This window comes from Microbispora oryzae, assembly GCF_017896165.1.
Lineage (GTDB): Bacteria > Actinomycetota > Actinomycetes > Streptosporangiales > Streptosporangiaceae > Microbispora > Microbispora oryzae.
The window spans coordinates 20,738-34,602 of sequence record NZ_JAFCNB010000017.1 but is presented as its reverse complement, the minus strand read 5'-3'; the positions used below and the strand labels follow the sequence as shown (position 1 = coordinate 34,602).

The 13,865-nt window shown below is 72.4% G+C and carries 10 protein-coding genes; all 10 read left to right on the top strand.

The genetic code is table 11. The features are described from left to right. The first annotated feature begins 40 nt into the window (after positions 1–40). Positions 41–1,039, top strand: coding sequence for a hypothetical protein (locus tag JOL79_RS25315; protein WP_210158389.1), 999 nt, complete (start codon positions 41–43; stop codon positions 1,037–1,039). A gap of 486 nt (positions 1,040–1,525) precedes the next feature. Next, on the top strand, positions 1,526–2,437 hold the full coding sequence (locus JOL79_RS25310; protein ID WP_230985439.1) for a conjugal transfer protein: 912 nt from the start codon (positions 1,526–1,528) through the stop codon (positions 2,435–2,437). Between the two features lie 68 nt (positions 2,438–2,505). Continuing rightward, positions 2,506–2,778: a hypothetical protein gene (locus JOL79_RS25305; RefSeq protein ID WP_372446811.1), complete on the top strand. Its 273-nt coding sequence runs from the start codon at positions 2,506–2,508 to the stop codon at positions 2,776–2,778. A 21-nt stretch (positions 2,779–2,799) separates the two neighbouring features. Beyond that, complete coding sequence (locus tag JOL79_RS25300) at positions 2,800–5,424, top strand: TcpE family conjugal transfer membrane protein (protein ID WP_210158386.1); 2,625 nt, start codon at positions 2,800–2,802, stop codon at positions 5,422–5,424. Beyond that, positions 5,421–7,898, top strand: a complete 2,478-nt coding sequence (locus JOL79_RS25295) for an ATP-binding protein (RefSeq protein WP_210158385.1) — start codon at positions 5,421–5,423, stop codon at positions 7,896–7,898. The genes JOL79_RS25300 and JOL79_RS25295 overlap by 4 nt, the downstream gene beginning before the upstream one ends. A 53-nt stretch (positions 7,899–7,951) precedes the next feature. Next, a complete protein-coding gene (locus JOL79_RS25290; protein ID WP_307848719.1) occupies positions 7,952–10,417 on the top strand; it encodes a type IV secretion system protein in 2,466 nt (821 codons plus the stop codon). A gap of 51 nt (positions 10,418–10,468) precedes the next feature. After that, positions 10,469–11,107, top strand: coding sequence for a hypothetical protein (locus tag JOL79_RS25285; RefSeq protein ID WP_210158384.1), 639 nt, complete (start codon positions 10,469–10,471; stop codon positions 11,105–11,107). Beyond that, positions 11,104–12,210 (top strand): C40 family peptidase, encoded by a 1,107-nt coding sequence (locus tag JOL79_RS25280; protein ID WP_307848718.1) that lies wholly within the window; start codon positions 11,104–11,106, stop codon positions 12,208–12,210. The genes JOL79_RS25285 and JOL79_RS25280 overlap by 4 nt, the downstream gene beginning before the upstream one ends. A gap of 6 nt (positions 12,211–12,216) precedes the next feature. Further along, on the top strand, positions 12,217–12,615 hold the full coding sequence (locus JOL79_RS25275; protein ID WP_210158383.1) for a (deoxy)nucleoside triphosphate pyrophosphohydrolase: 399 nt from the start codon (positions 12,217–12,219) through the stop codon (positions 12,613–12,615). Between the two features lie 66 nt (positions 12,616–12,681). Beyond that, a complete protein-coding gene (locus JOL79_RS25270) occupies positions 12,682–13,830 on the top strand; it encodes a chromosomal replication initiator protein DnaA (protein WP_210158382.1) in 1,149 nt (382 codons plus the stop codon). The last annotated feature ends 35 nt before the right edge of the window (positions 13,831–13,865 follow it).

The window sequence follows — 13,865 nt, the reverse complement described above, 5'->3', positions numbered from 1 at the left end:
GCCTGAAACCTACCTGGCCTGATCGGCCACAGGAGGGATCATGCACGACAAATCCAGGCGCCTGGCCCTCGCGGCCCTCTTCTCGGCGACCCTGACGGCGGGCGGTGTCGCGCTCACGAGCGGCGCGGCCTTCGCTCAGGTCCAGCCAGGCGTACCGGGCGTGTCCGAGACCGTCTACACCGAGGCGGGGCTCCCGACCACGGGGATCCCGACTATGACCACGGTCGGAATGCCCATGACCGGCATGCCCATGACCACGGTCATGATGCCGCAGATGGGCACGCCGGCCTTCGTGCCCCAGGTCATCACTCCCAGCATGGGCATCACCCAGGTCGTCACGCCCACGATGACGGTCCCGCGGGTCATCACCCCGGGCACCGTGGTGACCGGCCTTCCCACCGGCCTCCCGACCACGTCGCAGGTCGTCGTGTCGACCCTCGCGCCGCAGGCGATGCCGCAGCTGTCGGAGCGCGCCATGCGGGAGCAGACCGCCCAGCTCGCCCTCGCCCAGCGCTACCAGAAGGAGGAGTTCCGGGCGCAGCAGCGGTTCGCGCAGGAGGAGTTCAACCGCCAGCAGCGGCTCGCGAACGAGCAGCTGAGCCTCAGCCAGGCCCAGTCCCGCCGGAGCATCGCGACGGAGGAGCGGCGGGCCGGGCGCGCACCCGGTTCGGTCGTCAGCGAGGAGAGGATCGTGACGTACCGCACCTCGCCCAGGCTGCGCAGCGAGGAGATCGCCTACCCGCGCGAGCGGGTCACGTACCGGACCGAGCGGATCGTTCCGCGTGAGCGGGTCACGTACCGGACCGAGCGGATCGTTCCGAGTAGTGAGCGGATCATCCCTCGGGGTGAGCGGATGGGCTACCCGCGTGAGCGGGTCACGTACCGGACCGAGCGGATCGTTCCGAGTAGTGAGCGGATCATTCCTCGGGGTGAGCGGATGAGCTACCCGCGTGAGCGGGTCACCTACCGCACCGAGCGGATCGTTCCGAGAGTCCAGGAGCGGGTGCGCTCGATCCACACCCGGACGTACCAGGGCTGACGGCGCCGCGCCGTACGGCCCCGTGTCCCCGTGGGGGGCGCGGGGCCGTCGCGCGCCCGTCGTGCCCGTGGTGCGCGTCGCGGGCACGTTCCGCGAGGGCAAGTCCGATACCTCTGTGAGCTGCGGAGACAGCAATACCTGGCGGTTAGGTAATCGATGTCGTCGCTGACCAGGCGTAACGTGCTTTTCCGCCGAGTGGATGGAGGAGGGCGTTCCAAGCGGGGATCCAGACACGGTTTGCTCGGTCACGGCGATGCTTGCACCATGGGCGTGGCTTACCTGGAAGAATTGGCGTGACCGCTAGGGTGAATACTTCAATGCGGCTAACCGGATCGAGAGTAAGACGAAACCGCGCCAGCCGGGGGGATCGGCGCGAGCGGAGGCGTGATGGCTCGCAGGTCAACCGTCCAGCAGGATCCGCGGATCGCTGGCGACCCAGAGTCATACCCTCCGGAGGACTCTGATCGGGTGGGCGCCGCAGGGCGTATGGCGCCGCGGAAGGGCGCGTGGGGCGGCGGCGGTGGGCGCTGGCTCGTCTGGACCGGCAGGATCATTCTTTGGGCACTGATCATCGTGATCCTGGTCAACGGCATCCGGGCGCCGCTCGAACGGCTGGGACAGGGCGACGAGGGCGCGCGGACCCCGGCGGAGCCGACCGGCACGGCCTTCCCTGTGACGCAGGCCGCCGCTTTCGCCAGTCAGTTCGCCGCGGTCTACCTCAACTACGACGCCTCGAACCCACAGCAGCGGGCGGAGCGTCTCAAGGCATTCCGCCCGGAGGGTCTCGACGAGCAGTTCGGCTGGAACGGGTACGGCCGGATGTCCGCGGGCGCCTTCCAGTTCTCCGGCATCACCGTCATCGACGAGCATCAGGCGCGCGTGGTCGTGAGCTACCAGTCCGGGGGCACCCGCGGGCTGCTCTCCGTCCCCGTCTACTACAACGCCGGCACGTTCGTGGTCGCGGCGCAGCCGGCCCTGCTGCCCGCCCCCGGGCCGGCCGGCCTGCCGCAGCTCCCCGACCCCGACCGCGACTCGGCCGCCGAGGCGGAGCTGCGTCCGCAGCTGGAGGGCTTCTTCAAGGCGTACGCCGCGGGCAACCAGGTGGACCTGCAGCGGTACGTCGCCAACGGGGTCACCGTCGCCGGGTTCAGCGGCCAGTTCACCCTCGCGGAGCTCAAGGACGTGGTCGTGCCGCCCGGCGATCCGGACAGCAGGCAGGTCACCGCCGTGGTGGTGTGGGCCGTGTCGTCGGGCGCCGAGGCCGCCGTGGCCACCCCGTCACCCGATCCGGGCGCGCAGCCCGCCGGGCTGGAGCAGGCGTACCAGCTCACCGTGGAGAAGCAGGGCGGCAAATGGTTCGTCAAAGATGTTCAGGGTGCGAATCGGTCCGTGGGGTAGCGCATGCCCGATCATGACATCGCTGATCCATACCCCCGGGAGGGCGAGAGTTGATTCTGCAGAGCATCGTGAGCCACACACTTGATCTGGCCACGCCGTCGTCGCCGACGCCGACCACGGGCATCAACACCGAAGGTCTGGCCGAGTTCCTCCGCCGGTTCTTCGCCCCCTTGTTCCTCGCCGTGGTGTCCGTCGTGGCGATCTTCTTTCTCTTCACTCGCGAGATCACCAGGTTCGTGCAGTTCATCATCCTGGCCATCGCGATCGGTGTGATCTTTTACGTTCCCAACATCATCGAGGTGACGGCGAAGGCGATCGCGGGCGCGCTCGGTATCAAGTGACGGGCGGAGAGGAGGTTCGGGGTGGATCTGCCCACATATACCGCCATATGGCGAATTGAGAAACGGCTGTACAAGCTGTACGACCTACGGCTGCCGATGCCGCTTCCGGTCGTCTGGATCGGCGTGTTCGTGGGCGTCCTCGTCCCGTGGTGCTTCCTCCTCTATCTGATCGGCCTGCCGCTTGAGGCGCCCTGGCATGTCGTCTATCTGGTGCCGCCCGGGGTCCTCACCTGGCTGTCGACGCGTCCCGTCATCGAGAACAAGCGGCTCACCGAGCTCCTGCAGTCGCAGCTGCGGTACATGACCGAGCCGCGCACCTGGTGCCGCATGTCGCCGGCGAACGAGCCCGACGAGATCACCTTCACCGCTCGGGTCTGGCGGGCCGCCCCCGCCGCCCCGAGGGAGGCCGCGCGGTCCGCGCGCAAGGCGAGAGGCGCGGCACCCATGCGGGCGAGGGCGGCGGTGCGGTCGCAGTCGGCTACGCGGTCAGCGTCGGGTGCGCGGTCGGAGGCGCCCGTGCAGTCCGAGTCGGCGGTGCGGTCGGAGTCGGCCACGCGATCTGAGTCGGCCACGCGGTCCGGAGCGGGCGGACGGCCCGCGCGCGTCGCCCGTGGCGTGGGACGGCCGAAGCCGGAACGCCTGTTGCCCGCACGCCTGCCGGCACCGCTCCAGGCCGAGCCCCCGGCGTCCGCGGCTTCGCCGGGGGTCGTCCGGCCCGCGGTCGCCGCCGCCGCGGCCGCGGCGGCCCCCGTCGCCGACGCCCCGGTCGCCGTCGGCCGAACTCCCGCGGCCCCCCAGGCCACGGGCGAGCACGTCGTCTACGTGCCGGTGCCGTCGCCGCCCCCCGCAGCGTCCCCTGCGGCGGAGCCGGGCGCGCCCGAGGAGGCCCGGCCGACCACGGAGCATCGGGACGCCTCCCCGCAGTTCCGCACCGACCCCGCCCATCCCACTAGGCCCTTGAATCCCACTGGCCCTGCTGAATCCGGGCCCACGGGCCTCGTCGACTCCGGTCCGGCCGAGCCCGGCGACACGGGCTCCACTGACTCGGGCTCCACGGGCTCCACGGGCTCCCGTTCCGCCGAGTCCGAGTCCGAGTCCGTGGATACGGGCGCCGTACAGGCCCCGCCCATCGGTCCCGAGGCACTGCGCCGCCTCCGCCGACTCGCGGCGTCGGCCGAGCCCCGGCCGGTCAGGGCAGAAGAGCCCCGGCCGCCCACGCCCGTGGTGGAGCCCGTCGCGAGGTCCGTCGAGGAGCCTGGCGAGGAGTCCGCCCAGGAGGTCGCGGCGTCCGCCGGTGCCGGTGCGGGCGACAGCGTGGATGCGCGCGGTGAAGCGCGTGGTGACGCATTCGCGCTCGGTGAGGCGCTCCTCGCGGAGCGCCGGGAAGAGCCGGTGGAAGAGCCCCTCCAGGAGCGCCAAGGACTGGAGCGCCAGGGAGACGACGCGGAGCGTTGGCGGCAGGCCGCCCACGAGCAGCACAAGAAGGGGCAGCCGCCCCGGCTCACCGGCCTGCGCGGCCCCGGCGCGTCCGGCCAGGGCACAGTGCAGGGATCCACGTCCGGCACTGCGCCCGGCACTGCGCCCAGCTCGGCGCCCGGCTCAGCGCAGGGGGCGGGCCAGGGATCCGGGCAGAACGTGTCGATTCGCGCGGTGCCGTCCGGCCCGGCGCTGAGGGCTCCCCGGGGCCCGGCGGCGCCTCCGGCCGCGGCCGCACGGCCCGGCGGGGAGGAGCCCCCCCGGTTGCGCCGGGTGGAGGCCGTGGTGGGGCGCGACCCCTCCGGCGGCTGGCGGCGCCTCGCTCAGGTGGTCGTGGGCGGCAGCCGTACCGACGGAATGGAGATCGACGAGGCGCGGACCCGCACGCCGCTCACCACGAGCAGGCGGATCATGGTGCTGGGCTGCACCGGCGGGGCCGGGCAGACGACGACGGCGCTCATGCTGGGCCACACGCTGGCCCGCTACCGCGACGACCGGGTGCTGGCGGTCGACGCGAGCACCGGTGACAGCACGCTGACCACGCGGATCGCGGCCGACTCGCCGGAGACCCTCGCCTCGCTGCTGGAGGACTCGGAGACGGTCACCGGCTACCTGGGCATGCGGGCGTACACCACGCGGTGTGAGTCGGGCCTGGAGGTGGTCGGCGCGGACGGCGACGACCAGACGGCGCTGCGCCTCGCCGACCGGGCGTTCCTGCCCGACTGGCGCAGGACGCTGGCCGCCCTCGACCGGCACTACCGGCTGACCGTGATCGACCCCGCGGCCGCGCTGGCGGCCCGGCTCCTGCCGTACGCCGACCAGCTGGTGCTGGTGGCCCCGGCCAGCGAGGACGCGCCCGACGCCGTCGCCATGACGTACGAGTGGCTCGACGGGCACGGCTGCTCCGACCTGCGGCGGCGGGCCGTCATGGTGATCAACGGGGTGAGCCGTCGCAGCCTGCCGGACGTGGAACAGGCCGAGGCGGTCGCGAGCGGCCGGTGCCGCGCGATCGTCCGCGTGCCCTGGGAGGACGAGCTGGCACCGGGGCGCCCGGGACCGGTCGACGTCACCCATCTGCGGGCCGGAGGCCGCCGGGCGTATGTCGCCATGGCGGGTGTGATCGTCAGTGGCCTGGCCGCGCTCCAGGCGAAGCAGGAGGTGGCCAGATGAGCAGGGCGCGCAGTCGCCTGGCGGTGCGGTACTTCGACGATCGCATCCTCCTCGCCGACTCGGCGGCGTGGGCCTACTTCCGGCTGCCGACCGTCAGTTACGAGTTCCTCACCCCGGAGGAGCGCGAGGCGCTCGCCACCAACATCACGATCGCGCTCGCCGCGATCCGGATGCCCGACGCCGAGGTCCACCTGCGCGTCGCGCATCGGGCGTACCCGGCCGCGGAGTGGGCGATGGCGCTGAACGCGACCTCCGACGAGGGGCCGGGCTGGCGGGAGTATCTGGAGGAGATGTACCGGCACGTCTGGGCGAAGGACTTCTGGAGCAAGGAGGTCTACCTCGGTGTGCGGCTCGGGCCGAGGGGGGCCCAGCTCGGCACCGGCGTGTTCGCCCAGCTGTTCGGGTTCTACCAGCGTGGGGAGAAGGCGCTCGGCCTGGAGGACGACCACGTGCCCGAGCGGGAGATCGCCCGGTGGACCGAGGCGGCCGAACGGCTCGGGCGGGCGCTGGCGTCGAGCGCCCTCTACGCCCGCCACGCCACCTCCACCGAGATCGCCTGGCTGTTCCAGCACGCCGCGGCCGGGGCGCTCGGGGAGCCTCCGGCGTCCGCCACCCCGCGGCGTAAGTGGGGCCGGGGTGAGATCGAGGCGCTGGTCGAGGGGCAGATCCACAACGGCAGGTCGCTGCTGCGGATCGAGCAGCCGTCGGGAGACTCGTACACGGCCCATCTGTCGTTCGCCCGCTTCCCCGATCTGATGCCGTTCCCGGACGGCGAGCCGTGGCTGCACTTCTCCGACCAGCTTCCGTTCCCGGTGGAGGTCTCCAGCCGGATGCGGCTGATCTCGCCGGTGCGGGCGAGCAAGGACGTGGCCCGCAAGCTGGCGCACGCCCGCGACATGGACATCCACATCCGCGAGGCGGGCGCGGAGGCGCCGCTCGCGCTGGCCGAGCAGATCGACGCGGCCCGGATGCTCGAACACGGCATCACCAAGGAACGGCTCCCCTTCGTGTACGGCTGGCATCGGCTGAGCGTGAGCGCGCCGACCGAGGAGATCTGCGTCCAGCGGGTCGAGGCGGTGGTGGAGCACTACCGCGACCTCGGCATCGACGTCGTTAACTCCACCGGCGACCAGTTCTCGCTGTTCTGCGAGGCGCTTCCGGGCGAGCGGGTCCGGGTGGACGCGTACGCCCAGCGGCAGCCGCTCCGCACGATCGCGGGGGGCATGGCGACGGCGACAGTGGAGCTCGGCGACCGGGTCGACGAGTCGAACGCCGGCTGGATCGGCCCGTACGTCGGGGAGACGCTGGGGCGGGCGCGCAGCATCGTGCACTTCGATCCGCTGGTGGCCGCGACCCGCAACCGGCCCACCGCCATCGCGATCACCGGTGAGCCCGGCGGCGGCAAGACCACCCTGGCGCTGCTGCTGATCTACCAGATGGCCCTGCGCGGGGTGACGATCGCTGTTATCGACCCGAAGGGGGACGCCGAGTCGCTGGTGCGGCTGCTGGAGCGGCGCGGCCGGAGGGCGCGGGTCATCCCGCTCGGGTCGGCCGCGCCCGGCCTGCTCGACCCCTTCTCGTTCGGCGACGACATCGCGGCGAAGAAGACCATGGCGACCGAGACGCTGCGGCTGCTGCTGCCGCGGATGTCGGAGGAGCGCGAGTCCGCCATGATCCAGGCGGTGGCCGCGGTGTCGAACGAGCCCGATCCGTCGCTCGGGAAGGTCGTCGACCATCTGGAGCAGTCGCCCGACGCGGCGTCGAAAAACCTCGGGGCCGTGCTGCGGTCGATGTCGGAGATGCACCTGGCGCGGCTCTGCTTCGATCCCTCCGGCGGCGAGCAGATCGACTCGGCGGGCTGGACCACGGTCTTCACGCTGGGCGGGCTCACCCTGCCGGACGTGATGACCGCCAGGGACGACTACTCGTACGAGCAGCGGCTGTCGGTGGCGCTGCTCTATCTGGTCTCGCAGTTCGCCCGCCGGTTGATGAACGAGCTCGACCGGCGCACCCCCAAGGCGATCTTCCTGGACGAGGCGTGGGCGATCACGTCGACCCCGGAGGGGGCCAAGCTCGTGCCCGAGGTGTCCCGGATGGGCCGGTCGCGCAACACGGCGCTCGTGCTGGTCTCCCAGAACGCCGGCGACCTGCTGAACGAGCAGGTGACCAACTGTCTGTCGTCGGTCTTCGCGTTCCGCTCCACCGAGCGGGTCGAGGTGGAGCACGTCATGGAACTGCTCGGCGTGGATCCGTCCGAGGAACACAAGGCCGTGCTGCGCTCCCTGGGCAACGGGGAGTGCGTGTTCCGGGATCTGGACGGCCGTGCGGGCCGTATCGGGGTGGACCTGATTTCGGAGGAGCTGCTGCGTTGGCTCGACACGAATCCGACCCACGACAAGCCGGGCGAGAACGTGCATGATCTTCTTGATGGGGGCTCCACTCGGTCGGGGGTCGCGCAGGAGGTGCGGTCGTGAGCGTGCGCAGGAGCGTTCCCGCCGGAAGTGAGATCCGGAGGAGGCCTGGGAGGGTGTGGCGCAGGGTCGCCCTGCTGCTCGTGGCGTTCGCGGCGTTCGCGACGCTGCCCCTGGTCTTCCCGTCCGGGTCCGCCAACGCGGTGGGGCCATGCGATCTGTCGTCCGATCTCGCCCCCGAGGTGGTGGGCGGCGGGGTCGACGGCCTGGTCCAGCCGCCGCCCGCGGACGGCGCGACGGCCGTGGCCGCCCCCGGCAACGGCGCGGCGGCGCCGCGCACGGAGCCGCTCACCAACTACGACCGCTATGGCATGGCGGGCCAGTTCTGGCACACGTACGACCTGGGCTGCTCGGACGTCACGGCGGTGCTCGGGAACGCGTGGGCCAACACGGTCTTCTCCTGGGCCAAGGCGGTCGACCGGCTCACGATCAGCACGTACCAGGCGGCGGCCACCGAGGGGCCGATCCAGCCGATCAAGGACGTGGCCGACGACGTCGTGACCAACCTGGCCAACGCGATGTACTGGCCCTACCTGCGGCCGATCGTCATCCTGGGCGCGATCTGGCTGGCCTGGTTCGGGTTGATCCGCAAGCGGGCCACGACCACGACCGAGGGCATCATCTGGATGGTGCTGGCGGTCACCGTGGCCACCTGGTTCTTCAGCCGTCCCGGCGACTTCACCGGGCTGGGCAAGCTGGTCACCGACAAGACGGGCGAGGTCGTCAACTCCGCGTTCTCCGGCCTGCCCGGCGCCGGCGGCGCCTCGTGCCTGCCTCTCAAGGACGACGCGAGCCCCAAGGTCAAGGCGGGCGGATACGGCAGGACCGGCATCCCGGGAGTCGACCAGAACGCCGACGCCCTGTGGTCGACCCTCGTCTGCAAGCCGTGGCTGATGGGGGAGTTCGCCACGGCCGACCCGAACGCCCCGGTCGTCCGCGACTTCGGGGCCAAGCTGCTCGGGCTCCAGGCCATCGACGTGACCGAGCAGGCCGCCGGGCAGGTGCCGAACGGGAACAGTCACCAGACGCAGTTCGAGGACCAGATCGTCAAGCCGCTGCAGAACACCTCGATCTTCTATCTCCTCCAGGGCAAGGACTGGACCAGCCGTCTCGGCATCGCGATCGGCGCGTTCATCGCCGCCATGGTGGCCGGCTTATTGATCTTCCTGGTCGCCGTGTCGCTGCTCGTGCTCAAGGTCGGTTTCCTGCTGCTGCTGATGCTGGGCCCGGTCTTCCTGCTGATCGGCGTGCATCCCGGCTCCGGCCGCATCATCGCCCTGCGCTGGGTGGAGATGCTGGTCGGCACCCTGCTCCGCCAGGCCGTGCTCGCCCTCGTGCTCGGCATCCTGGTGTATGGCTACGCCCTGATCATCTCGACGGCCCTGCCGTGGGGCATGCAGATCCTGTTCATGGCCCTGCTCACGATCGCCGTCTTCTTCTACCGGCGGCCGTTCCAGCACCTGTTCGCCTCGATGGACGGTCACACGCTCGCCACCCGGATGCTGGGTGAGGCCGCCACCGCGCCCACACTCTCGCGCGCGGCCAACGCGCTGCCGCCGGTCGCGGCGGCGAGGGCCGCCCGTTGGGGGCTGCGCAAGGCGGAACCCGTCCTCGGCGCGGCCGCCCTCGCGGCCTCCGGAGGCGCGGCCGCCGCGGCGGCCTCGACCGTCGCCCAGGGCCGGGTCAGGGGGGAGGAAGGCTCGCCGGCCGCCGCGGGGGCGGCGGGAGCCCGCGGCGGTGCCCAGCCGGTGCCGCTGGAGACCGACGGACAGTCGGCCGGTCGCCGCAAGGCCGGGGTGGCCGCCCCGCGTCCCGGGTCGGCGCCCCCGTTGAAGCTCTCCGGGGTGCGGCCGGTGCCCGCTCCCCGTCCGGCTGCCGGTGCCCGCGTTCCCGCCGCGCCCGCCGGTGCCGTGCGCGCCTCCGGCGCCACGCCCGCCGTGCCGTCCGGGCCCGCTCCGCGCGTCGGTGCCGGCGCCCCGGCCGCGCAGGCCGCTCCCGCTGTCCGGTCCGGCCCGGCCGCGGCCCCGCCGCAGCCGCGCCCGTCCTCCGGCGGGGCCGCCCCGGCGCCCGGCGGTGGCTGGTTCAGCGGTCGTTCCGGCGGCTGGGCCTCCCGGCCGTCCTCGTCCGGGTCGGGCGGCGGCTTCTTCGGCGGCGGCTCGCGCCGGTCCGGGGGCTCGTCAGGCGGTTCGTCAGGGGGCTCGTCCGGCGGGTTCTTCGGCTCGCGCGGCTCAGCGGGTTCCTCGGGCTCGTCCGGTTCCTCCGGCGGCGGTCTGTTCGGCGGCGGCTCCCGCTCCTCCGGCGGCTCGTCAGGCGGCTCCTCACGGGGCTCGTCCGGCGGCTCGTCGCGGCGGCAGGAGGGCTCCGGCCGGTCCCGGCCGGCTCCGGCGCGGGACGGCGGCTCGTCCAGCCGGCCGCGATCTGAGGCTCCTCCGCTGTGGCTGCCCAGCCGCGGGGACGGCGGACGCGGCGGCGGCTCCGGCGCGCCCTTCTGGGCCCGGCCGTCCGACCGCGACGGCGACTGATCGGTTCTGAGTTCCCCGGAGTTTCTGGAGTGACGGCGGGATGACCACATCATGAGCGGCGGCAGTGGAGACCGGGGGAAGGCACTCGCCTTCGCGGGCGCCGTCGTGGTGCTCGCCGTCGTGGGCCTGTATCTCACCATGAGCCCGTCCAGCGGCGACGACCAGGCGGGGCAGCCGGCCGAGACGTCGTCGCCCGCGGCGGCGCAGGCGGCCGCCCCGGTGCCGAGCCAGGTGGCCACCACCCCGGCGACGTTCGACGTCTACGCGTACCTCCCGCTGTCACGGGAGGAGCTCGGCGCGGCGGCCGATCTGGCCCGCCGGTTCACCGCGTCGTACGGGACCTTCCAGTACGGCGAGGATCCCGCGGCGGTCGCGAACCGGCTGAAGGGGTTCGCGACCGACGAGTTCGGCGCGCAGCTCACCCGAGCGATGACGGACCCGGCCACGGTCAACCAGAACCGCACCGACCAGGTGGTCTCGCGTGCCACGGCGAAGGTGGCGACGATCCGCGACGTCAGCGCCAGTCAGGTGATCTTCGTCGTCGACTCGGTCAGGCACGTCACCAGCCGGAACGGCGAGCAGGACAAGAACGAGCAGTACGCCGTGACCGTGATCAAGATGGGCTCCGACTGGCGGGTCTACGACCTGCAACTCGCCGCCGACGGGCAGGACGGGGACACCGAGCCGTGACCGCACCGCCGCGCGGGGCCGCCGCGGGCGGCCGATCCTGGCGGGGCCTGGCCATCGCCCTCGCCGTCCTCGTGCCGATGACGTTGCTCGGTTCGATCATCCTGATGAGCCCGCCGCCGTCGCTCCTGCTGGGCGGCGGCTCCGCGCAGGACTGCGCGGAGGCGGCGACCGTGACGGGCGCGTCGGAGACGGCGCGCACCGACATCCCGGACGACTACCTGCGGCTCTATCAGAAGTTCGGCGCGCAGATCGGCGTGCAGTGGAACGTCCTGGCCGCGATCGGCAAGCGGGAGACCGACCACGGCCGTTCCTCGCTGCCGGGCGTGCGGAGCGGCACCAACTACGCGGGCGCGGCCGGTCCGATGCAGTTCCTCGTGAGCACGTGGGGCGGCAGCACCAAGATCAAGATCGAGCCGGGGATCAACGGCTACGCCTCCGACGGCGACGGCGACGGCTACGGCGACATCTACGACCCGGCCGACGCGATCCTCGGCGCGGCGAAGATGCTCAAGCGCAACGGCGCCCCGGACGACCTCTCCAGGGCGATCTTCGTCTACAACCGGGCCACCTGGTACGTCGACCAGGTCCTCGACATCGCCCGCCGCTACGCGGGCTCCGGCCAGATCGCGCTGCCGGCCGAGGCCGACCCGGCCTGCGACTCCGCGTACGTGGCGTCGGCGCCGGACGACGTGGTCCGTAAGATCCTCGAATACGCGCTGGCGCAGCGCGGCAAGCCGTACCGGTGGGGTGGGACCGGCCCCGACGCCTTCGACTGCTCGGGCATCATCTACATGGCCTACCGGAACGCGGGGCTGTCGATCCCGCGGACGACGTTCGGCCAGTTCCCCTTCGGCGTCGTGGTCGCCCAGGGCAGCGAGCAGCCGGGCGACCTGGTCTTCTTCAACGCAGGGCCGGGCACGTCGGCCGGCCATCCCGGGCACGTCGGCATGATCGTGTCGCCGGGCAAGATGATCGAGGCGCGGTGCACCCGGTGCGGGCCCATCAAGATCTCGACGTATCGCGACCGGCCCAACATCGTCGGATTCACCCGGCCGCTGGAGAACGAGGCCGTGCTCGCCCAGCTCAAGCGCGCCCTAACGTAGACCACCATGGAGCCGGTGCGGTTGGTGGTTGGGGCGGCGATCGTCGAGGACGGCCGCCTGCTGGCGGCGCAGCGGTCGCGGCCCGCGGAGCTGAGGGGCCGCTGGGAGTTCCCCGGCGGCAAGGTCGAGCCGGGCGAGACCGAGCGCGACGCGCTCGTCCGCGAGTGCGTGGAGGAGCTCGGTGTGCGGATCGCGCCGGGGGAGCGGGTCGGCGGAGACTGGCCGCTCGACAACGGCTACGTGATGAGGGTCTGGCTGGCGGCCGTTCGCGCGGGGATTCCCGAGCCGGTCGAGCACCTCGCGCTGCGCTGGCTGGCCCCGGACGAGCTCTACGACGTGCCCTGGCTGTCCGCCGACCTGCCGGTGGTCGCCGCGATCGAGAAGATCCTACGGAATAACGGCTAAGACGGGGCGATATCGGTCTTTGCTAGTTATCGACCACTACTAGACTTTAGTCTGACCCTCGATGGCATGCGTACGGTGGAGGCAGCGTTGATGCGACGGGCGTATCTACGAGCCGCGTCCTCCGCGGCGGCCTCGGTGGCGATAGCGACGCTGGCCCTGGTGGTCGTGAGCCCGATCATCGGCGCGAACGCCGATCCCGTCGATCCGTGTGATCCGGCGCTGGGGCAGGACTGCGATCCCGTGGTCACGGTGACGGTCACCCAGACGCCCACTCCGACGAGCGACCCCGTGGTGACGAAGACCGTCACGGTCACCCCGACCCCGTCCCGGACCGCCTCGCCGCACGCGTCCGCCTCCAAGACGCCGTCGAAGGCCGTCGAGAATCCTCCGGCGGACACGAGCGGCACGAACGGCGCGAACAACACGAACAACCAGCCGACGCAGACGCTGCCGACGACCCAGGCGACCGTCCCGAACGTCGACCTCTCGCCCGGCGGCACGACGCCGGACGCGGACGGCGGCGTGTCCCTGGCCCCCGTCGACCCGACCCCGGCTCCGGCGGGGCCGTCGCCGACCCCGTCGTTCGAGGAGCCGGATCCCGGATCCGCGCCGATCGAGATCCGCAGTGCCGCCGAGTTCGACAAGGCGGGGCTGAGCCAGAAGCTCGCGATCCCGGCCGCCCTGTTCGTCGGGATCGCGCTGCTGGCCTGGTTCATCCTCGAAGGCCGGCTGCGTCGCATGGCCCACGCCGCCGCCGTCGGGCGGGCCGGACCGCGTTCGGCCCCGGCGGCCCCGGGCGCCGTCCCCGGTGCTCCCGGGACTCCTGAGGCGGTTCCCGCCGGCTACCCGGCGCCCGGCTACGGGCACATGGTCGGTCTCATGCCGGTCCAGCCGTACGCCGTGGGCTACCCGCCCCAGCCGTACGGGTACCCCGCGGCTCCGTACGGATATCCGGTGGCGTACGGCCAGCCCGGCTACCCGATGATGGACCCGAGCCAGATGCACGTTCAGATGCCTCAGGCCCAGATGCCGGGCGTTCCTCCGGCGGAGGCCGCTCCCCAGGGCGGGGACGCCGGGCCGGACGTGTGGGGCCCCGCGGTCGGCGAGCCGCAGCCCGGCGCCTGGAGTGAGGCGGCGGCTCCCCAGCCGCCCGCGTCCGACCGCACGCTTCCCTATCCGCTGCCCGGCGACCCGCCGGCCACCGGCCAGTCCTGAGACCCGTCCCCGGACGCGCTGTCCGGGGCGGTTCC

Coding starts and splice junctions, on each gene's coding strand:
- JOL79_RS25315 (WP_210158389.1), top strand. CDS start 41: ATGCACGACAAATCCAGGCGCCTGGCCCTCGCGGCCCTCTTCTCGGCG.
- JOL79_RS25310 (WP_230985439.1), top strand. CDS start 1,526: ATGGCGCCGCGGAAGGGCGCGTGGGGCGGCGGCGGTGGGCGCTGGCTC.
- JOL79_RS25295 (WP_210158385.1), top strand. CDS start 5,421: ATGAGCAGGGCGCGCAGTCGCCTGGCGGTGCGGTACTTCGACGATCGC.
- JOL79_RS25285 (WP_210158384.1), top strand. CDS start 10,469: ATGAGCGGCGGCAGTGGAGACCGGGGGAAGGCACTCGCCTTCGCGGGC.
- JOL79_RS25275 (WP_210158383.1), top strand. CDS start 12,217: ATGGAGCCGGTGCGGTTGGTGGTTGGGGCGGCGATCGTCGAGGACGGC.
- JOL79_RS25270 (WP_210158382.1), top strand. CDS start 12,682: ATGCGTACGGTGGAGGCAGCGTTGATGCGACGGGCGTATCTACGAGCC.